The organism is Enterobacter sp. 120016, from assembly GCF_018383635.1.
Taxonomy (GTDB): domain Bacteria; phylum Pseudomonadota; class Gammaproteobacteria; order Enterobacterales; family Enterobacteriaceae; genus Enterobacter; species Enterobacter asburiae_D.
On sequence record NZ_JAHAWC010000011.1, the window covers coordinates 99,324 to 117,929 of the forward strand.

Below are 18,606 nucleotides of genomic sequence, written 5' to 3' on the forward strand. Positions count from 1 at the left end.
TCCTCGTTTACCAGTTCCACAGCGTGCCGTCTTCAAGACGGGCCACCGGCAGATAGGCCGGATCGTAGGGGTATTTCGCCGCCAGTTTTTCATCAAACTCGATGCCCAGCCCCGGCTTGTCGCCCGGATGCATATAGCCGTTATCAAAGCGCCAGCTGTGCGGGAAGACTTCCAGCATCTGTTCGGAATAGCCCATATATTCCTGGACGCCAAAGTTTGGCACCCACAGGTCGAAATGCAGCGCGGCGGCGTGGCAGACGGGCGAGAGATCCGACGGGCCGTGCGAGCCGGTGCGCACCTGGTAGAGCGAGGCAAAGTCCGCGATGCGACGCATCCCGGTGATCCCGCCCGCGTGGGTAATGGTGGTGCGAATATAGTCGATGAGCTGCTCTTCGATGAGCTGCTTGCAGTCCCAGATGCTGTTAAACACTTCCCCCACCGCAATAGGCGTGACGGTGTGCTGGCGGATCAGGCGGAAGCAGGCCTGGTTTTCCGCAGGCGTTGGGTCTTCCATCCAGAACATGCGGAATTCTTCGATGCTCTTGCCGAAGCGCGCCGCTTCGATTGGCGTCAGGCGGTGGTGCATGTCGTGCAGGAGATGTTCATTAAAGCCGAATTTACTGCGCACCGCGTCGAACAGCTTCGGTGTGAAATCGAGGTATTTTTCGGTGGACCACAGCTGCTCTTCCGGCCAGTCGCCTTTGGTCGCAGGCTCGTAGGCCAGCCCCTTCCCTTTGGCCATGCCGTAGGTGGTTTTCATGCCCGGCACGCCGCACTGGACGCGGATCGCCTTAAAGCCCATCTCTTTATGACGGGCGTAGTCCTCCAGCACGTCGTCAATCGTGTGTCCGGTGGTGTGGCAATAGACCATCACCCCTTCACGGGATGCGCCGCCCAGCAGCTGGTAGAGCGGCATGTTGGCCGCTTTGGCTTTGATGTCCCACAGCGCCATGTCCACGGCGGAGATGGCCGACATGGTGACCGGGCCGCGACGCCAGTAGGCGCCCTTATAGAAAAACTGCCAGATGTCTTCGATGCGGTGCGCATCGCGGCCAATCAGCTGGGGGCAAAGGTGATCCTTGAGGTACGAGGCAACGGAGAGCTCGCGTCCGTTCAGCGTAGCGTCACCGAGGCCAACAATCCCCTCATCGGTGGTGATTTTAAGGGTGACAAAGTTCCGCCCCGGGCAGGTAACAAACACGTCAGCCGCGACAATCTTCATAGTTCCTTTCCTTACATCGTTCGTTGTGATGCTGGAAATTTACCCATCAACCCTACTACCATACAAGTATAATGATCATAAAATCAGCTAGCGATCACAAAACCTAGGGGCTCAGGCGCGCCCCCATCCCGCCACAATGATCAGCATACCGCACAGGGCAACCAGCGCGCCGGCCCAGTCGTACGCGCTAAGTTTGACGCCGTCCACCACGCGTAACCACAGCAGCGCGGTACAGACATAGACACCACCGTATGCGGCGTAGACGCGGCCGCTGGCAGCCGGATGCAGCGTTAACAGCCAGACAAACAGGGCCAGCGCGACGCTTGCCGGGATGAGCAGCAATACGGATCCTCCCTTCTTCAGCCAGAGCCACGGCAGGAAGCAGCCGATGATTTCGCATAGCGCGGTAGCAAAAAAAAGCAGCGTCGTTTTGAGCATAGTTAACGTCAGGTGAGGATCTATTTAGACATCATACCCGATAATGTCCTTTACTTTTCCATACTTGCTCCGCGGGTATGCCGTCATTTCTCTTTGGTGTAGAATCTGTTCGGGGTAACTTGATTATCTGCACCCATTTAAAAGGAAACGCTATGACCACATTAAGCAAACGCCTTTGTCTGACAGCCCTGCTGGCGCTGTCATCGTTCGCCTTTGCCGCCTCTGCGACAGCGGAAACCAGCAAGCTCATTATTGAGTCTGGTGACAGCGCGCAAAGCCGCCAGAACGCCGCCATGGACAAAGAACAATGGAATGACACCCGCAGCCTTCGTCACAAAGTCAACAAACGTGCTGAAAAAGAGTGGGACAAAGAAGATGTCGCTTTTGACGCGCGCGATAAGTGTCAGCAAAGTGCAAACGTCAATGCCTACTGGGAGCCAAACACCCTGCGCTGCCTGGATCGCCGCACTGGCCGCACGGTAGCCCCGTAATGTCGGCGCCCTGCGACATTAAACTCCGTCCGCTGGAGCGTGAAGACCTGCGCTTCGTCCACCAGCTCGACAATAACGCCAGCGTGATGCGCTACTGGTTCGAAGAGCCTTACGAGGCCTTTGTTGAGCTGTCCGATCTCTACGATAAGCACATTCACGATCAGAGTGAACGTCGTTTTGTGGTGGAATGTGAAGGCGAAAAAGCCGGACTTGTGGAGCTGGTTGAAATCAACCATGTTCACCGTCGGGCGGAGTTTCAGATCATTATTTCCCCGGAGCATCAGGGAAAAGGCCTTGCCTCACGGGCAGCGAAGCTGGCAATGGATTACGGGTTCAACGTTCTGAATCTCTACAAGCTCTATCTGATTGTGGACAAAGAGAACGAGAAAGCGATCCATATCTACCGCAAGCTGGGCTTTATGGTGGAAGGCGAGCTGGTTCACGAGTTCTTTATCAACGGTGAATACCGCAATACCATTCGCATGTGCATCTTCCAGCATCAGCACCTGGCCGGGCACAAGCCGTCAGGCGCCAGCCTGCTGAAACCGACCGCGCAGTAACCTGCGCGGTTTTATTCTCAGTAGTATTCAATCGTGTTTTTGATGGTGTACTTGTGCTCAACGGCAGGTTTCACGCTGTCGTCGGTGATCGTAAGATCGCAGCTCACCGGATTATTGTGTCGATCGTAATCGCAGCTCTGCTTCACGTTGCCCATCGGCTTGTCATTCAGCATGCTCACCGCCGAGTAATCCATCCTTTTGCGAACATCTTTAGACGGCGTCGACTGGACGGACAGGTGCTGATCCCCGGAGACGGTGGTTTTGCCCAGCGGGTAGCCATCCGCATCGTAGCGATACTTCACTTCCATCTCTTTGCCGTGCGCCGCCACCACAAAACCGTTGTCGTCGGTATCCCACGTCACCCCGGCTGACGGCAGTTCGGCCAGCTGGCATTTCCCCTGCAGCTTCACTTTGCGCTGCTGGGTTTCCGCATCAAGGTAGTAATTGGCATCCAGCACCAGCGCCACGCCGGTGTTGGCCTCCAGGTCGTGCAGCTCCAGCGTATCGAAACACCCTTCCGCCGACACGGTGCCGGTGACCCGTTTGGACACTTCGCCCTTCTCGTTGAACAGCGTCTGGGTAAAGTCTTTGACCGGGCCGCGCAGAGGATCAAAATCAAACTCGTTTGAAAAACTCGCCATCTCGGGCGTAAACGACAGCGGCGCGGAGCTGTTGTCGCACCCCACCAGTGTTGCTGCCAGTAGCGTTATCGCTGCGTATTTCTTCACATTTATTACCGTAAAGGGAGATTATTCCCAATCATATTAGCAAATACAGTTGTTTACACGAAGCCTGCTAAAATTAATCTCTACACAGAGAAAAGGAGCAAGAGATGAAACGGTTACCCTGGATTACCGCCCTGCTGTTAATGAGTGCCTCAACGGCCGCGCTGGCGGCACCGGATTCCTGCGAACGCGTGAAAAGCGACATTCAGCAGAAGATTATCAACAACGGCGTACCTGAGTCAGGTTTTACGCTCAGCATTGTGCCGAACGACCAGGCCGACCAGGCGGGCACGCAGGTGGTGGGCCACTGCGCCAACGACACGTTTAAAATTTTGTACACCCGTACAGGCAACGGGGCTGCTGAAGCTCAGTAATTTACCCTCAATCCCCTTTGATTTGATGAGGATTAAGATCTAATACCTCCAAATAAGTAACACTCACCCCATCATTAGCCCGGTTGTAATCACGGGTAAAAATAATACGTAATCTCAATGTTGGGGTGAGCCATGTCTGAGGTCGATCATCACGGCGGTATTAGCCGCCGAACTCTCGTGAAATCTACGGCTATAGGTTCTCTGGCGCTTGCCGCTGGCGGGATCTCGCTTCCTTTTGGTTTAAAAAGCGCCGCCGCCGCGGTGAAGGATGCCGTTCAGCCTGCTGAAGATAAAGTGGTGTGGGGCGCCTGCTCGGTCAACTGCGGCAGCCGCTGCGCGCTGCGTCTGCACGTCCGCGACGACGAAGTGTACTGGGTCGAAACGGACAACACGGGCGAGGATATTTACGGTAACCATCAGGTGCGCGCCTGCCTGCGCGGACGCTCTATTCGCCGTCGTATCAATCACCCCGACCGTCTGAACTACCCGATGAAACGCGTGGGCAAGCGCGGTGAGGGCAAGTTTGAGCGCATCACTTGGGATGAAGCGCTGAACGCTATCACCGCCAGCCTGAAAGACGTGGTCGACAAATACGGCAACGAAGCGGTGTATATTAACTACTCCTCCGGCATTGTCGGCGGCAATATCACCCGCTCCTCCCCTTACGCTTCGCTGGTGGCGCGCCTGATGAACTGCTACGGCGGTTTCCTGAGCCATTACGGTACCTACAGCACGGCGCAAATCGCCTGCGCGATGCCTTACACCTACGGCAGCAACGACGGGAACAGCACCTCGGATATTGAAAACACCAGGCTGGTGGTGATGTTCGGCAATAATCCGGCGGAAACGCGCATGAGCGGCGGTGGGATTACGTATTATCTGGAGCAGGCTCGCGAGCGGTCCAACGCGCGCATGATTGTCATCGACCCGCGCTATACCGATACGGCGGCCGGACGCGAAGATGAGTGGATCCCGATCCGTCCGGGTACCGATGCCGCACTGGTGGCGGGTATTGCCTGGGTATTAATCGACGAAAACCTGGTCGACCAGCCGTTTCTGGATAAATACTGCGTTGGCTACGACGAAAAAACGCTGCCGGAAGGCGCGCCCGCTAACGGCCACTACAAAGCGTACATTCTCGGCCAGGGCGATGACCACACGGCGAAAACGCCGGAGTGGGCCTCACGCATCACCGGCATTCCGGCGGATCGTATCGTCAAGCTTGCCCGCGAAATCGGCTCCGCCAAACCAGCCTACATCGGCCAGGGCTGGGGACCGCAGCGTCAGGCAAACGGCGAGCTGACGTCCCGCGCCATCGCCATGCTGCCAATCCTCACCGGAAACGTAGGCATCAACGGCGGTAACAGCGGCGCGCGTGAATCAACGTATACCATCACCATCGAGCGTATGCCGCTGCCGGATAACCCGGTCAAAACGCAAATCTCCTGCTTCAGCTGGACGGACGCCATTGCCCGCGGGCCGGAGATGACCGCCCTGCGCGACGGCGTGCGTGGGAAAGATAAGCTGGACGTGCCGATTAAGTTCATCTGGAACTATGCGGGTAATACCATCATCAACCAGCACTCCGATATCAATAAAACCCACGATATCCTGCAGGATGAAAGCAAGTGCGAAATGATTGTCGTCATCGACAACTTCATGACCTCGTCAGCGAAGTACGCCGATATCGTGCTGCCGGACCTGATGACCGTCGAGCAGGAAGACATCATTCCTAACGATTATGCGGGCAACATGGGCTACCTGATTTTCCTCCAGCCCGTGACCGCGCCGAAGTTCGAGCGTAAGCCTATCTACTGGATCATGAGCGAAGTGGCGAAACGCCTCGGGCCGGATATCCATCAGAAATTCACCGAAGGACGCACGCAGGAACAGTGGCTCCAGTTCCTGTATGCCAAAATGCTCGAAAAAGACCCTATGCTGCCGTCCTATGACGAGCTGAAAAAAATGGGCATTTATAAGCGCAAAGATCCTAACGGACACTTTGTGGCCTATAAAAAATTCCGCGAGAATCCGGAAGCCAATCCGCTGAAAACGCCATCGGGCAAGATTGAAATTTACTCCAGCAAGCTAGCGGAGATTGCGGCCACCTGGGAGCTGGCAAAAGATGAGACCATCAGCCCTCTGCCCGTCTACGCATCGACCTTTGACGGCTGGGACGCGCCCGACCGCGCGCAGTTCCCGCTGCAGCTGTTCGGCTTCCACTTCAAAGCCCGTACCCACTCGAGCTACGGTAACGTCGACGTGCTGAAAGCGGCCTGCCGTCAGGAGGTCTGGCTTAATCCTGTCGATGCCGAAAAACGCGGCATCAAGAACGGCGATACGGTGCGCGTCTTTAATAGCCGCGGCGAGGTGCGAATTGAAGCGAAGGTCACGCCGCGCATCATGCCCGGCGTGAGCGCCATGGGCCAGGGTGCCTGGCACGATGCCAATATGAGTGGCGATCGTATCGACCACGGCTCATGCATCAACACGCTGACGACCCATCGACCTTCTCCGCTGGCAAAAGGCAACCCGCAGCATACCAATCTGGTGCAGATTGAGAAGGTATAGAGAGTGAAACGCGAGACCCTGGTTTATTCTATGGTCAGTATTATCGGTTAACACAGTCGCGCGGACGTCATCCGCGCGAGCAAGGAAGGTTTAATGAAAGACGTCTCACATCGTGAATCGTTCGCGTTCAGCGCCCGGGTGCTGGGCGCGCTGTTTTACTTCGCTCCCGACAGCGAGCAGGCCGCGCCGCTGGTGAAAGCGCTCACCGCTGGCGAATGGATTCAGGACTGGCCCCTGCCTTCTGAAACGCTGCAGCCTGTAGCCGATACGTTTGCCTCATCTTCCGATGAGCCGCTGACGGACGCCTGGCAACGCCTGTTTATTGGCCCTTACGCCCTGCCTGCCCCGCCGTGGGGATCCGTCTGGCTTGACCGCGAATCCGTGCTGTTTGGCGACTCGACCCTCGCGCTGCGCCAGTGGATGCGGGAGAACAATATCACTTTTGAGATGCAGCAGAACGAGCCGGAAGATCACTTTGGTACGCTGCTGCTGCTGGCAGCATGGCTGGCCGAGAATGGCCGCGAAGCGGAGTGCGCTCAGCTTCTGGCGTGGCACCTGCTGCCGTGGAGCACCCGTTTCCTGTCGGTGTTTGTCGACAACGCCGGGCATCCGTTTTTTACCGCGCTGGGCAGGCTTGCGCAGCTGACGCTCGCGGACTGGCGATCCGGGCTGCTTATTCCGATTGCGGAAAAGACGCTGTATCGCTAAGGCGGGAGGCTTGCTCGCGAGTGGCGGGCAAGCCTTTAACTTCTTATGCCTCTCCACCTGTTTCACTCACACTCTCTTTGCTTTGAATGAACCGAAGTGCGAGATAGAGGTCTGGCGCCAGAATCATGTCATCGTCATTCATCGTTGGCCGACTCTCTTTAAACCAGCGCGTTAATTCCGTTTTCCTGCCCGCAAGGATTAATTTAATCTGTCGACCCTTCAGGTCACGCTTTAACTCATTAATGGTTGCCAGAACGCTGATGTCTGAATAGGTGAAGCAAGCAACGGCATCAATGACCACCCATTTAGGTTGTAATGCCGCACCATCAACCAGGTTCAATACCCGACGTTTAAAATAAGCCACATTAAAATAGGTCAACGGTGAGTTAAATCGATACATCAGCACGCCCGGGACCATTTTAATATCGGTTGTATTGCCTAATGAGTGAATCATTCCATCTTCGTCAGTGCCCAGCAAGTGCTCAGAGGGACGAAACACTGTACGAAGGAACTGTAGCAGCCCAAGCAGCACCGCAAGGCCGATCCCCTGAATAACGCCGATAATTAACACACAGCCAAACGTGAAGAAGGCCAGGCGAAATGCCTGTTTATTTCTGCGCCTCAGATTCCATAGCCCGCGTAAATCAATTAATGACCACGAGGCATACATTAGAACAATACCTAATGCAGATACCGGAATAAATTGTAATGGGTGAGTGAAAAACACCACGACGATACCGATGAGTAAGGCCGCGACGATGGAAACCAGCTGACTTTTCCCACCCACTGAATCATTAACCGCGGTCCGGGAGTCGGCTCCACTGATAGCAAACCCCTGAGATAACCCAGACATAATGTTCGCAATACCCAGCGCTCTGAACTCTGCATCAGCATTGATTTCATAGCCATTTTTCGCGGCAAAACTGCGGGCGGTCAGCATCAGGCTGACAAAACTGACTAAGGCCAGGTTCAGCGCCGGGATCACTAAATCACGCATCGGACCGGGCTGGAACGCTCCCCAGTTAACGACGGGTAAACCCGGCTGGAAGCCATCCCCCCCAATCGTGGCGATACCATACTGTTGCGCAGATGTTCCCCACACCAGAACCGTTGTCAGCACAATGGCAATCAACGGTGCTGGCCAGTGGCTGCGATACGTTTTGATAACGATTAAAATAATTAACGTTATAAGTGATATCCCTATCGTTAATAAATGGCTGTCTGAAAGTCGGCCTGGCAAGGCCATTATTTTCTCAATAACCTGCGCTTCATCTAGCTTGATGCCAAAAACCTTGCCTAATTGCCCGACAATAATCGTCACGGCTACGCCATTAAGCAAACCCGTAAGAATGGGATGAGAAAGCAGATCGGCAAGTGCGCCCAGGCGAAATTTACTGGCAAGCAGGCACCATCCGCCCATCATCAACGTCATGATGATTGTTAGTTGCCAGTGCAGTTCGGGATTACCTGCAGAAAGAGGAAACACGACGGCCGCAATCACCGCGCAGGTCGTGGCATCAGGGCCAACAATAAGCTGACGTGAAGAACCAAACAGCGCATACGCTATCATCGGTAAAACGCAGGAATACAGCCCCACTATTGCCCCAACACCTGCCAGCTCAGCATACGCAATAGCAACGGGTAGCGCGACAGCCGCAACGGATAACCCGGCTTTAACATCCTGTTTTAGCCAGCTTTTGTCGTAGGCTAACAAATTTTGTAAACCTGGCATGTAGTTTAATAAAACTTTTCCGAACACGTTATTCTCCGGATATAAATATTACCCGCGTTATGTTGGCACACTTCTCAGTGAGGTTCTGGCTTTCAAATGCTCCGGATTAAGACCGCCACTGTTCAGAATTTAATAACAGTTCAACTATTTATTATTCTGATTGTGTTAAACATAGTTCAAAAACGACCGCTTAGCAGGAGTGGGCCCTTTCACATGTTGCAGTGCTACATACTGGTGAGAGATCGGTTACCAGCAGACAGGCAGCCGAGGATCTGACAGGTTTGAGGTTCGGTGTTAGATGCAAGTCAAAACTGTTCATCATTTGTACTTTCTTGTATGCAAGAGATTAAAAATCAAAGCTTTTTGCAAACAGGACAAAGACTACGATGACTTGAAAAAAAATGTCTCCCTAAGGTACAGCTAAGTTAGCCACGTTAGTGTGAAATAATCACACTATGGCAAAGGGCGCCAAAATGATAACCAACCCAAAGAATACCTGGCTCAATAAAGTCCCAGAAGTTACGCTTTTCTTCTGGCTTATCAAAATGATGTCTACAACTGTTGGCGAAACAGCTGCCGATTTTCTGAATATGGATCTCGGCTGGGGACTGACTTACACCACACTACTAACCTTCGTGTTATTTATCATTTCACTGGTAACCCAACTGCGCACCACGCGCTATATCCCGTCTATTTACTGGACGACAGTGCTACTAATAAGTGTATTCGGTACGCTGGTAACCGATAATTTGACCGACCATTTTGCCGTACCTCTTTCTTTGTCCTCAGGCGTGTTTGGTGCACTGCTGATTCTGACCTTTGTGCTCTGGTATAACGAAGAACACACGCTCTCTATCCATAGTATTACAACCCGTAAGCGCGAGATTTTTTACTGGGTGGCCATCCTCTTTACCTTTTCGTTGGGAACCGCAGCTGGCGACTGGCTATCGGAGGGCTTAGATCTTGGTTACATGAATGCCGCAGCGCTATTCGGTGCCGGTATAGGATTAACAGCAATTGCTTTTTATCGCTTTAGAGCAAACAGCATCACGTGCTTCTGGGTCGCCTATATTCTTACACGCCCATTCGGGGCTTCCTGTGGTGATTTACTTTCTCAATCGGAAGGGAATGGAGGTTTTGGATTGGGCACAACCGGCACCAGCGTTATCTTTTTATTGATCATTATAAGCTTGATCGGCTACCTGACCTTTCGTCACAAGATGGATGCGCTGGAAAAATAATCGTAGATTCCCCGGGTTAAGCATCCGGGGTTTATGATTCTTTTAGCTCTTGAACGGGTTGCAGCTAATTTTCTCCCTACGTCTCTACTGCCGGAGCGCTAGCGATGAAGTTATTACTAATACTACAATTGGTGTTAGCTCTGTTTGTTCTCTTTATTAATCCGGACCTTTGCTATGATATTGTGCATTATTTAAAACAAATACTGGCTTAACTCTTTCATTTGAAATGCGCCCCAGAAGCGCCGAATTTCACTGCTATGTTTTGAAAACGCTCAAAACCCTAAAATTTAATAGGGAAAGTGACTATTCTTCGTCCGTGAACGTATCGGCTTCAGGAGAATAATGCTGGAAAACGCATGCCAGCTTATGCCCGTCAGGATCGCGCAGATAGGCAACATAAAAATCGGGGCCGTATGCGGTTCGTGTCCCTGGCGCGCCTTCATTCTTCCCTCCCGCAAGGAGGCCTGCGGCATGGAACCGTCTGACAAGGTCCGCGTTATCTGCACGGAATGCGAACATGGTTCCGTTTCCCGCCGTTGCGGGATGCCCGTCAAAAGGAGGGCAAATACAGAAGCTGAACCCCTCGTCCCGATTATTTTCATCTCCCCACATTGCCCAGTCCTCGGTCCAGGCAGGCAAACGTGAATAGCCAAGCACGCTAAAAATAGCGTCATAAAACGCCACGGCGCGCTGAAGGTCATTTGTACCTATAGTGATATAAGTCAGCATCTTGTCACATCCTCTTTGCCGTTTATCTGAACAAACATTATACCTCAGAGGGTAAGGTCATCTCCCCCCCAACCCGTGACGAGAAGACCTCAAGTTTCCGTATGTATGCTAAAATTTGTTCAGCTAAAGGCCGAAGATCGGGCCTTATAATTTCAGTACGTTAGCCAGAGTGAGCGAATATGGATGATATTCCACATAAGCAGGCAGATCGAAAAACATCCCCCACATGGCTGAGGTGCGGAAGTTTTTATCTGGTTACATTGCATTGTTTTGCAGACGAAATAAATCTGTATTCAATAAACACTGGATCATACGTTTATCATCTGACGCATAATCACGGACAATACACGGAGAACTTTGAAAATAAGTTTGTTTCCGTGGAGAGAAAATTCTCGGATACGTCGAAATACAGTGTTGTGCTAGGCACAATGAAAAACAGCTTTAATGACAGATGCCTGGCTGCTGGGGTTAGAAGAGACTGGGCTGGATGGGATAACGGTTGGGTTTTTAAAGGAATCTATGGATATGTAGGTGAATTTTTCTTTGATACTTTCGATGATTGTGGCGACCATGGTTCATACCATGATTTTAAAAAAGTAACAGGGATAGGGTTCTCTCCTTACATATATCATGGATTCCAGTATAATTTTACGTCTTATTTTGGAATGGATGTGGGTATTATCATACCTTCCGTGTTTGTCATTACGGCACAATGGAGCTTTAGATAAATCCGTCAACCACCTGTGCAGTGCTGTAACTGTCTGCAAAGGGAACCGCCCCGCCATCTCAACCGGAGCGGCTTAAATTACCGCTGGTGCGCGCTCAAAACGTTAAGCCACCGCAGCTAACGATCAGAAACTGTACGTCACCTTCAAACTCCCCGTGGGCGATGTTTTACGCTGCACAATGGGGCTATCCCCCGCATCCCCCGTGAGCTGCGTAACGCCCGCTGAGGCAAGCACGCTCCAGCGCGAGGTGAGCCTGTGGGTCCAGTCCAGATTCATTGAATATGCATAAATCCCTGCCCCGGCGTCATGTCGGGCAAACCCTGATGCGCTCGACTGAGCGGCGCTGACCCCGTAGTAGGTCTGCATATACTTGTCGGACCCCCAACTGCCGGTCAGCGCCAGCGTCACCTCATTTTTGGGTGAGGTATAGAACGGGCTGGAAATGCCGAAATGCACCGCTTCACCGTTGTCCCTCTCAGAAACCGGTACCTCTGCCTGCAGCTGCAGATGAAGCCAGTCGGTCACCTTGTACTCCAGCCCAGGCACAACGATTGCCGAGCCTTTTATCTCGCCCATCCCCCGCAGCTCGTCGCTGCCGGAGCTGATCGAATCGCTGCTCACGTCTTTATCTTTACGGCCAATTCGATAGCTCAGCGCGGCGCTGTAGTCCAGGTTGCCGAGGTTGTTGCCGTAACCGATACCCCGCGTGGTGCCGATAAAAAAGCCGTTTGCCATGGCGTAATCCACCACCTGAGCCGCGCTGACGCGGGTTTTATCTGAACCCGAGTAGCGCGGCGCGACGTCCACGCCGCCCCCCAGGGTTATGACGTTACCCTGGCTCTGTTCTGCCGCCAGTACGGGCGTGGCCAGTAACGCCAGAACGACGCCCGGCACGATGTTTTTCAGGCTGCGACCCGAGAGTAAATGGGGGAACGTATGACGCAGTTCGATGTTTCTCATTACAGAAGCCCTTTTGGATTCAAATGATGACGATGCATGCGGTTAACCGCCAGAACGCCCATTCTGAATACCGACCCTAAGGTTCTGATGAGCCGAATATGAAGAAACACTGAAGCGCGAGCAGGTGCTGTAAACCGGACAGGTTTCCTGATACCGTTTTTTTCTTAAGATGTTCTTCATTCACGGTTGATACAGTTACCAGTGTGAAAATTCTACTAATCGAAGACGACCTGGATCTCGGCAATGGCGTACGTATCGCCCTCTCAGATCAAGGTTTTGACGTCATATGGGTTCGCCGTAAAGAGGATGCGCTGCATCAGCTGGACGTCTGCGTGCCGGAACTTATTTTGCTCGACCTGGGGCTGCCCGACGGCGACGGCATGAGCCTGATGACGCGTTTGCGCCAGCAACTCAAGGGGATCCCGGTCATCATCCTGACCGCACGAGGCACGCTGCAGGATCGGCTTTGCGGGCTGGATGCGGGTGCTGACGACTATCTCGTCAAACCTTTTATTCTCGCCGAGCTGCTAGCGCGAGTCAGAGCCCTGGCGCGGCGCAGCTACGGTTTCGAGAATGAGGCGATAGAAATTCGAGGCCTATCGCTTCATGTCCCGACGCGTCGCGTAACGGTGAGCGCGCGCCACGTAGACCTGACGGCGAGTGAATATGCGCTACTCGAAACGCTAATGCTGCGCGCGGACCGCGTGATTACGCGACGGTTTCTGGAAGAGCGGATATTCGGCAACAAAGAGAACCTCAGCAACGCGCTCGACGTACATATGGGAAATTTGCGGCGAAAGATCGGCGACGGCTATGTGCGAACGGTGCGGGGCGTCGGGTATGTCATTGATACCGTCTCAGTCCGGAAGGTGACCGGCTAATGCAAAACGTCTGGTATCACCTGAGGCGACCAACGCTGGTACGGCGAATTATCATCGCCCAGATGCTGCTGCTTACCCTGCTGTGGTGTCTTTTTGTAACCTTCATTCTTTGGGAGGACCTGCGTAGTCCTCCCATCCTCACGGGCAGTAATACCTACGACACCCTTTTTACCCTGGTCGAGCGGATGGACGAACACCCGCAGGATCGCACCGCAGTGCTGGAATCCTTCAGCAAGGCGCTGCGTGAGGGCTATGGCGGCGGGGAAGATCCCGTACTGTCGATTAACCTCATCGTTCGCAAGAATAATGCCGTTATATTTTCATCACAGGGAGCGCCCGCAGGGGTAACAAACACCCGGCTGGGGGAAATGGAACATGTGCAGAGTGAAGGCCGCGTCTGGACCAGCCGCACCCTCAAATCCCCTCACTCCGACGTGGAGGTTACCCTTTTCACCCCTGCCAGCGGCTGGAACTTCTTTATCTACCTGAACTCGCGCGGCTACTACATCCTGCCGCTGCTGGTCTGCTTCCCTTTTCTGCTGTTTCCCGCGTGGCTGTCAATCCGCATTGCGATGCGCCCCTGGAACAAGGTGGTCAATGAAATTACGTTACGCACGCCTGACGATCTCTCTCCCTTAAAAGCCGTTCCCAGGCACAGGGAGCTTCGCCAGATGGTGGACGCGATCAACGACTTCCTTGCCAGGGTGCGTGAAAGCGCGGAAAGGGAACGGGTTTTCATTGCGGATGCCGCACACGAGCTGCGCACTCCCCTCGCGGCGATGCGCATCAACGTGGAAGCGCTGCAGTCCTGGGTCATCAGCGAGAGCCAGCAGGAGCTGCTGGCGGGGGTGATTCGCAGCAACAGCCGCGCTGCGCGCCTCGTCAACCAGCTGCTGCTGATGATGCACAGTGAAGCGCGCCTTGATACGGACCTGGAGCCCGTGCCGCTAACGACGCTCATTCAGGAGCGAATGGCCGAGCTGGAGCCGCTGGCGTCTGCACGCAGGATTGAACTGGAATTTTTCGCCGAGGATGAAATCTGGGTCCCAGGCGTCAGGGAACGCCTGGTGTCGCTCATTGATAACCTCATTGAGAACGCCGTGAAGTACAGTCCCGAGGGCGGGCGGATTCAGGTCGATGTCCGCACGTTAGAGAACTTCGCGCGGCTTCGCGTTTCAGATGCAGGGCCCGGTATTCCGGCTGAGCTGCGGGAGCGCGTGTTCGACCGGTTTTTCCGCGATCCTAATCAGGTGCAAAGCGGCAGCGGGCTGGGGCTTGCCATCGTCAAAGCGGTGGCGCAGCAGCACAGCAGCAGCGTAAACCTGAGTACTTCTGCAGAAGGTGGCCTGATGGTGACGGTTGACTTCCCGGACCGCACGTTTAGCTAAACCAGAACAGGGTGTTTGATCGCAAATGCCGCAGATTGCTTCAAAATAATTACCGTATTTGTTATATTGTTGTTTATTGCTTATTCACCTCTGCGGTGCCAAAAAGAACAAGATTCACCGCAACCCAGGATACAAAAATGTTAGATTACCGCTTCCCGACAGCTTTGCAGATGGTTCTCAGCGTAGCGATGGCGGAGCAATTGGGTGAACGTTCGACGAGTGCGATTCTGGCCTACGGTCTGGAAGCGAACCCGAGCTTCATCCGCAAATTGATGGTTCCGCTGACGCGTGACGGCATTATCGTCTCAACGCTTGGCCGTAACGGCTCAATTCATCTTGGTCGCCCGCCGGAAGAGATCACCCTGCGCGACATCTACCTTTCGGTCATCGAAGATAAAAAGCTGTGGGCGTCGCGCCCTGACGTACCGGCCCGCTGCGTGGTCAGCGCTAACGCCTGCTGGTACTTCAAGTCTATCTCCGAAGAAGCTGAGCAGGCGTCGTTAGCGGTGCTGGCTCGCCATACCGTGGCAAGCGCCCTGGAGGCGGTTAAAAACGCCGACAGCAGCGGATGGGATCCGCTTCCAGACCTTATTGCCCAGTATCAAAAAACGTCGTAACGTTTTCCCTGATGCGAAAAAAAACCGCCTTCACAGTGAAGGCGGTTTTTTATTATCGACAACGTCCCTACGCGGGCAGAACGTCCCTTTCCTCTTTTTTCCCGCGCGTCACGAACTTACGCAGCGTCACGTAAAACACCGGCGTCAGGAACAGACCAAACAGCGTCACGCCCAGCATCCCGGAGAAGACCGTGATACCGGTGACGCCGCGCACTTCTGCGCCCGCGCCGTGGCCGAGGATCAGCGGAATGGTCCCGGCAATAAAGGCGATGGAGGTCATTACAATCGGGCGTAAACGCAGGCGGCACGCCTCCAGCGCGGCTTCCATAATGCCTTTGCCCTGAATTTCCAGCTCGCGGGCAAACTCCACGATAAGAATCGCGTTTTTACAGGCCAGCCCCATCAGAACCACCAGCCCTACCTGCACGAACACGTTGTTATCGCCACCGGTCAGCCAGACGCCAAACAGCGCGGAGAGCATGGTCATCGGCACGATGAGGATCACCGCCAGCGGTAGCGTCCAGCTTTCATACAGCGCCGCCAGCACCAGGAACGCCAGCAGCACCGCGACCGGGAAGACGATCAGCGCCGTATTGCCCTGGGTGGCCTGCTGGAAGCTCAGGTCCGTCCATTCAATGTTCATCCCGTTCGGCAGGATCTGCTTCGACATCGCGTCCAGCTGCGTCATCGCCTGCGAGGACGAGAGCACGCGCGGGTCGGCATCGCCAATCAGATCCGCCGCCGGGTAACCGTTGTAGCGAATCACCGGATCCGGCCCGTAGGTGGTCGTGATTTTCACCATGCTGCCAATCGGCACCATTTCGCCCTGGCTGTTACGGGTGCGCAGATTCGCAATGTCTTCCACGCTGTCGCGGAACTGCCCGTCGGCCTGCGCCATCACGCGCCAGGTACGCCCGAACTGGTTGAAGTCGTTCACGTACGACGAGCCCAGATAGGTTTGCAGCGTACCGAAAAGATCGGTCAGCAATACGCCCTGCGCTTTCGCCTTGTCACGGTCGACCTGCACGTCCAGCTGTGGAACGTTAGCCTGGTAGGTTGAGATTGGGAAGTGCATTCCCGGCGTCTGCATAATCGCACCGGACATGGTGTTTACCGCGTTTTGCAGCGCGCCATACCCCAGACCACCGCGATCCTGAATGTACAGGGAATAGCCCGATCCCTGACCCAGCCCTAAAATCGGCGGCGGCAGAATGGAGAAGCCAAAGCCTTCCTGAATTTGCGCGATTTTCGCGTTAATCTCAGCGTTTATTTCCGCCGCAGTATGTTTACGCTGGTCGAACGGCTTCAGGCCGAAGAACACCGTCCCGGTATTCGGCGTGTTGGTGAACTGCAGCGCGTTCAGCCCCGGGAACGCAACCGCGTAGTCCACGCCTTCGGTATTCATCCCGATTTCGCTCATTTTGCGGATCACCGCATCGGTGCGCGCCAGCGACGAACCTTCCGGCATTTTCACGCCGCCAATCAGGTACAGCTTATCCTGCGTCGGAATAAACCCGCCGGGCACCGCTTTAAACATCACGCCTGCGGCACAGAGCAGCAGCAGATACACCACAAATACCGAGCCGCGTCGTCCCAGCGTTTTGCCCACCAGCCCCTGATAGCCGTTCGAGCTGCGATGGAAAAAGCGGTTAAACGGACGGAAAATCCAGCCGAACAGACGATCGATAAGCCGGGTCGGGAAATCCTTCGGCGCGCCGTGCGGTTTTAACAGCAGTGCCGCCAGTGCCGGAGAGAGCGTCAGCGAGTTAATGGCGGAGATGACCGTGGAAATCGCGATAGTCACCGCAAACTGCTTGTAGAACTGCCCGGTAACGCCCGAGAGAAACGCCATCGGCACAAACACCGCGCACAGCACCAGCGCAATCGCGATGATCGGCCCGGACACTTCGCGCATCGCCTGATGCGCCGCCGCAAGCGGAGCAAGCCCCTCTTCTATGTTTCGCTCGACGTTTTCCACCACCACGATGGCGTCGTCCACCACGATACCGATGGCCAGCACCAGCCCGAACAAGCTCAGGGTATTCAGCGAGAAGCCCAGCAGGTAGAGAATGCTGAAGGTACCCACCACCGACACCGGCACCGCGATCAGGGGAATGATCGACGCGCGCCAGGTTTGCAGGAACAGGATCACCACCAGCACCACCAGCACCACCGCTTCCAGCAGCGTTTGCACCACCGCGCGGATGGAGTCGCGCACGAAAACGGTCGGATCGTAAGGTGCCGCCCACTTCATGTCCGCCGGGAAGCGCGTGGACAGTTCGTCCATTTTCGCACGCACCGCGTTAGACAAATCGATGGCGTTCGCCCCCGGAGACTGGAAGATACCAATCCCGACCGCGTCTTTATTGTTCAACTGGGAACGCAGCGCATAGCTGCCGGACCCCATTTCGATACGCGACACGTCGCGCAGGCGGACGACCGTACCGTCCTGCGTCGTTTTCAGTACAATATTGCCGAACTCTTCTTCGGTATGCAGACGCCCCTGGGCGTTAATGGAGATCAGGAAATCGCTCTCTTTCGGCAGCGGCTCGGCGCCAAGCTGCCCGGCGGACACCTGTACGTTCTGCTCCTGCATCGCCGTGACCACATCCGACGCGGTCAGCCCGCGGGCCGCCACCTTGTTCGGATCCAGCCAGACGCGCATTGCGTATTCACCCGAGCCGAAAATCTGGATCTGGCCGACGCCGGGCAGGCGCGCCAGCTCGTCCTTCACCTTCAGCGTGGCGTAGTTACGCATATACAGGGAGTCATACTTGCCGTTAGGCGAAAACAGATGCACCACCAGCGTCAGCGTCGGGGACTGTTTCTGGGTGGTAATGCCCAAACGCCGCACGTCTTCCGGCAGACGCGCTTCGGCCTGCGCGACGCGGTTTTGCACCTGAACCTGCGCCTGATCCGGGTCGGTTCCCGGACGGAAGGTGACGGTGGTCACCAGCACGCCATCGGAACCCGCGACGGACTTCATGTACATCATGTTCTCAACGCCGTTGATCGCCTCTTCCAGCGGCGTCGCCACAGTCTCGGCAATCACTTTCGGGTTGGCGCCCGGGTATTCCGCGCGCACCTGCACGCTTGGCGGCACGACGTCAGGATATTCGCTCACCGGCAGCAGCGGGATGGCGATTAACCCTGTGATAAAAATCAGAATCGACAGGACCGCGGCAAAAATCGGCCTGTCGATGAAAAAGCGGGAAAAGTCCATGGGTTGGATTCTCAGGTC

17 protein-coding genes are annotated in these 18,606 nt (G+C 54.8%); 10 read left to right on the forward strand and 7 right to left on the reverse strand.

Going from position 1 to position 18,606, the window contains the following annotated elements; all coding sequences use genetic code 11:
• Positions 1-7 precede the first annotated feature (7 nt).
• Both manD and KIF87_RS16130 read right to left on the reverse strand, forming a co-directional pair.
• Complete coding sequence (gene manD / locus KIF87_RS16125; protein ID WP_063145672.1) at positions 8-1,222, reverse strand: D-mannonate dehydratase ManD; 1,215 nt, start codon at positions 1,220-1,222, stop codon at positions 8-10.
• A gap of 111 nt (positions 1,223-1,333) precedes the next feature.
• Complete coding sequence (locus KIF87_RS16130; protein WP_032657499.1) at positions 1,334-1,660, reverse strand: YnfA family protein; 327 nt, start codon at positions 1,658-1,660, stop codon at positions 1,334-1,336.
• Positions 1,661-1,812: 152 nt separating this feature from the next.
• Between KIF87_RS16130 and KIF87_RS16135 the strand changes: the two genes are divergently transcribed.
• Together KIF87_RS16135 and speG are read left to right on the forward strand one after the other, a co-directional pair.
• A complete protein-coding gene (locus tag KIF87_RS16135) occupies positions 1,813-2,151 on the forward strand; it encodes a DUF1283 family protein (protein ID WP_023311550.1) in 339 nt (112 codons plus the stop codon).
• A complete protein-coding gene (speG, locus tag KIF87_RS16140) occupies positions 2,151-2,711 on the forward strand; it encodes a spermidine N1-acetyltransferase (protein WP_029739396.1) in 561 nt (186 codons plus the stop codon). Before KIF87_RS16135 ends, speG begins: the two co-directional genes overlap by 1 nt.
• A gap of 17 nt (positions 2,712-2,728) precedes the next feature.
• Here the strand turns inward: speG and KIF87_RS16145 are convergent, their stop codons facing one another.
• On the reverse strand, positions 2,729-3,439 hold the full coding sequence (locus KIF87_RS16145; RefSeq protein WP_213329456.1) for a YnfC family lipoprotein: 711 nt from the start codon (positions 3,437-3,439) through the stop codon (positions 2,729-2,731).
• Positions 3,440-3,543: 104 nt separating this feature from the next.
• Between KIF87_RS16145 and KIF87_RS16150 the strand changes: the two genes are divergently transcribed.
• The 3 genes from KIF87_RS16150 to dmsD all read left to right on the forward strand — a co-directional run bounded on the left by KIF87_RS16150 (position 3,544) and on the right by dmsD (position 7,089).
• On the forward strand, positions 3,544-3,810 hold the full coding sequence (locus KIF87_RS16150; RefSeq protein WP_029739394.1) for a DUF1161 domain-containing protein: 267 nt from the start codon (positions 3,544-3,546) through the stop codon (positions 3,808-3,810).
• Positions 3,811-3,942: 132 nt separating this feature from the next.
• Positions 3,943-6,381 carry a selenate/tellurate reductase subunit YnfE gene (gene ynfE, locus KIF87_RS16155; protein WP_213329459.1) on the forward strand — a complete coding sequence of 813 codons (2,439 nt, stop codon included), beginning with the start codon at positions 3,943-3,945 and terminating at the stop codon, positions 6,379-6,381.
• 93 nt (positions 6,382-6,474) lie between these two features.
• Complete coding sequence (gene dmsD, locus KIF87_RS16160) at positions 6,475-7,089, forward strand: Tat proofreading chaperone DmsD (RefSeq protein WP_213329462.1); 615 nt, start codon at positions 6,475-6,477, stop codon at positions 7,087-7,089.
• A 43-nt stretch (positions 7,090-7,132) separates the two neighbouring features.
• Here dmsD and KIF87_RS16165 read toward each other — a convergent pair whose 3' ends face one another.
• Positions 7,133-8,848: a SulP family inorganic anion transporter gene (locus tag KIF87_RS16165; RefSeq protein WP_213329465.1), complete on the reverse strand. Its 1,716-nt coding sequence runs from the start codon at positions 8,846-8,848 to the stop codon at positions 7,133-7,135.
• A 446-nt stretch (positions 8,849-9,294) separates the two neighbouring features.
• Between KIF87_RS16165 and KIF87_RS16170 the strand changes: the two genes are divergently transcribed.
• Positions 9,295-10,062 (forward strand): COG4705 family protein, encoded by a 768-nt coding sequence (locus KIF87_RS16170; RefSeq protein WP_213329467.1) that lies wholly within the window; start codon positions 9,295-9,297, stop codon positions 10,060-10,062.
• 303 nt (positions 10,063-10,365) lie between these two features.
• Here KIF87_RS16170 and KIF87_RS16175 read toward each other — a convergent pair whose 3' ends face one another.
• Positions 10,366-10,791 carry a VOC family protein gene (locus KIF87_RS16175; protein ID WP_213329470.1) on the reverse strand — a complete coding sequence of 142 codons (426 nt, stop codon included), beginning with the start codon at positions 10,789-10,791 and terminating at the stop codon, positions 10,366-10,368.
• A 179-nt stretch (positions 10,792-10,970) separates the two neighbouring features.
• On the opposite strand from KIF87_RS16175, the gene KIF87_RS16180 reads away from it, so the two are divergent.
• Complete coding sequence (locus KIF87_RS16180) at positions 10,971-11,519, forward strand: hypothetical protein (protein WP_249665935.1); 549 nt, start codon at positions 10,971-10,973, stop codon at positions 11,517-11,519.
• Between the two features lie 123 nt (positions 11,520-11,642).
• Here the strand turns inward: KIF87_RS16180 and KIF87_RS16185 are convergent, their stop codons facing one another.
• Positions 11,643-12,479: a MipA/OmpV family protein gene (locus tag KIF87_RS16185; protein ID WP_213329473.1), complete on the reverse strand. Its 837-nt coding sequence runs from the start codon at positions 12,477-12,479 to the stop codon at positions 11,643-11,645.
• 203 nt (positions 12,480-12,682) lie between these two features.
• On the opposite strand from KIF87_RS16185, the gene KIF87_RS16190 reads away from it, so the two are divergent.
• The 3 genes from KIF87_RS16190 to oqxR all read left to right on the forward strand — a co-directional run bounded on the left by KIF87_RS16190 (position 12,683) and on the right by oqxR (position 15,365).
• A complete protein-coding gene (locus KIF87_RS16190) occupies positions 12,683-13,360 on the forward strand; it encodes a response regulator (RefSeq protein ID WP_213329475.1) in 678 nt (225 codons plus the stop codon).
• Positions 13,360-14,748, forward strand: coding sequence for a sensor histidine kinase (locus tag KIF87_RS16195; protein ID WP_213329477.1), 1,389 nt, complete (start codon positions 13,360-13,362; stop codon positions 14,746-14,748). Before KIF87_RS16190 ends, KIF87_RS16195 begins: the two co-directional genes overlap by 1 nt.
• A 137-nt stretch (positions 14,749-14,885) precedes the next feature.
• A complete protein-coding gene (gene oqxR / locus KIF87_RS16200; protein WP_025760257.1) occupies positions 14,886-15,365 on the forward strand; it encodes an efflux pump transcriptional repressor OqxR in 480 nt (159 codons plus the stop codon).
• A gap of 67 nt (positions 15,366-15,432) precedes the next feature.
• Here oqxR and oqxB read toward each other — a convergent pair whose 3' ends face one another.
• Entirely contained in the window at positions 15,433-18,588 is a 3,156-nt protein-coding gene (oqxB, locus tag KIF87_RS16205; RefSeq protein ID WP_213329480.1) for a multidrug efflux RND transporter permease subunit OqxB, read from the reverse strand.
• Between the last annotated feature and the right edge of the window lie 18 nt (positions 18,589-18,606).

Coding starts and splice junctions, on each gene's coding strand:
- manD (WP_063145672.1), bottom strand. CDS start 1,222: ATGAAGATTGTCGCGGCTGACGTGTTTGTTACCTGCCCGGGGCGGAAC.
- KIF87_RS16130 (WP_032657499.1), bottom strand. CDS start 1,660: ATGCTCAAAACGACGCTGCTTTTTTTTGCTACCGCGCTATGCGAAATC.
- KIF87_RS16135 (WP_023311550.1), top strand. CDS start 1,813: ATGACCACATTAAGCAAACGCCTTTGTCTGACAGCCCTGCTGGCGCTG.
- speG (WP_029739396.1), top strand. CDS start 2,151: ATGTCGGCGCCCTGCGACATTAAACTCCGTCCGCTGGAGCGTGAAGAC.
- KIF87_RS16150 (WP_029739394.1), top strand. CDS start 3,544: ATGAAACGGTTACCCTGGATTACCGCCCTGCTGTTAATGAGTGCCTCA.
- ynfE (WP_213329459.1), top strand. CDS start 3,943: ATGTCTGAGGTCGATCATCACGGCGGTATTAGCCGCCGAACTCTCGTG.
- dmsD (WP_213329462.1), top strand. CDS start 6,475: ATGAAAGACGTCTCACATCGTGAATCGTTCGCGTTCAGCGCCCGGGTG.
- KIF87_RS16170 (WP_213329467.1), top strand. CDS start 9,295: ATGATAACCAACCCAAAGAATACCTGGCTCAATAAAGTCCCAGAAGTT.
- KIF87_RS16175 (WP_213329470.1), bottom strand. CDS start 10,791: ATGCTGACTTATATCACTATAGGTACAAATGACCTTCAGCGCGCCGTG.
- KIF87_RS16180 (WP_249665935.1), top strand. CDS start 10,971: ATGGATGATATTCCACATAAGCAGGCAGATCGAAAAACATCCCCCACA.
- KIF87_RS16185 (WP_213329473.1), bottom strand. CDS start 12,479: ATGAGAAACATCGAACTGCGTCATACGTTCCCCCATTTACTCTCGGGT.
- KIF87_RS16195 (WP_213329477.1), top strand. CDS start 13,360: ATGCAAAACGTCTGGTATCACCTGAGGCGACCAACGCTGGTACGGCGA.
- oqxR (WP_025760257.1), top strand. CDS start 14,886: ATGTTAGATTACCGCTTCCCGACAGCTTTGCAGATGGTTCTCAGCGTA.
- oqxB (WP_213329480.1), bottom strand. CDS start 18,588: ATGGACTTTTCCCGCTTTTTCATCGACAGGCCGATTTTTGCCGCGGTC.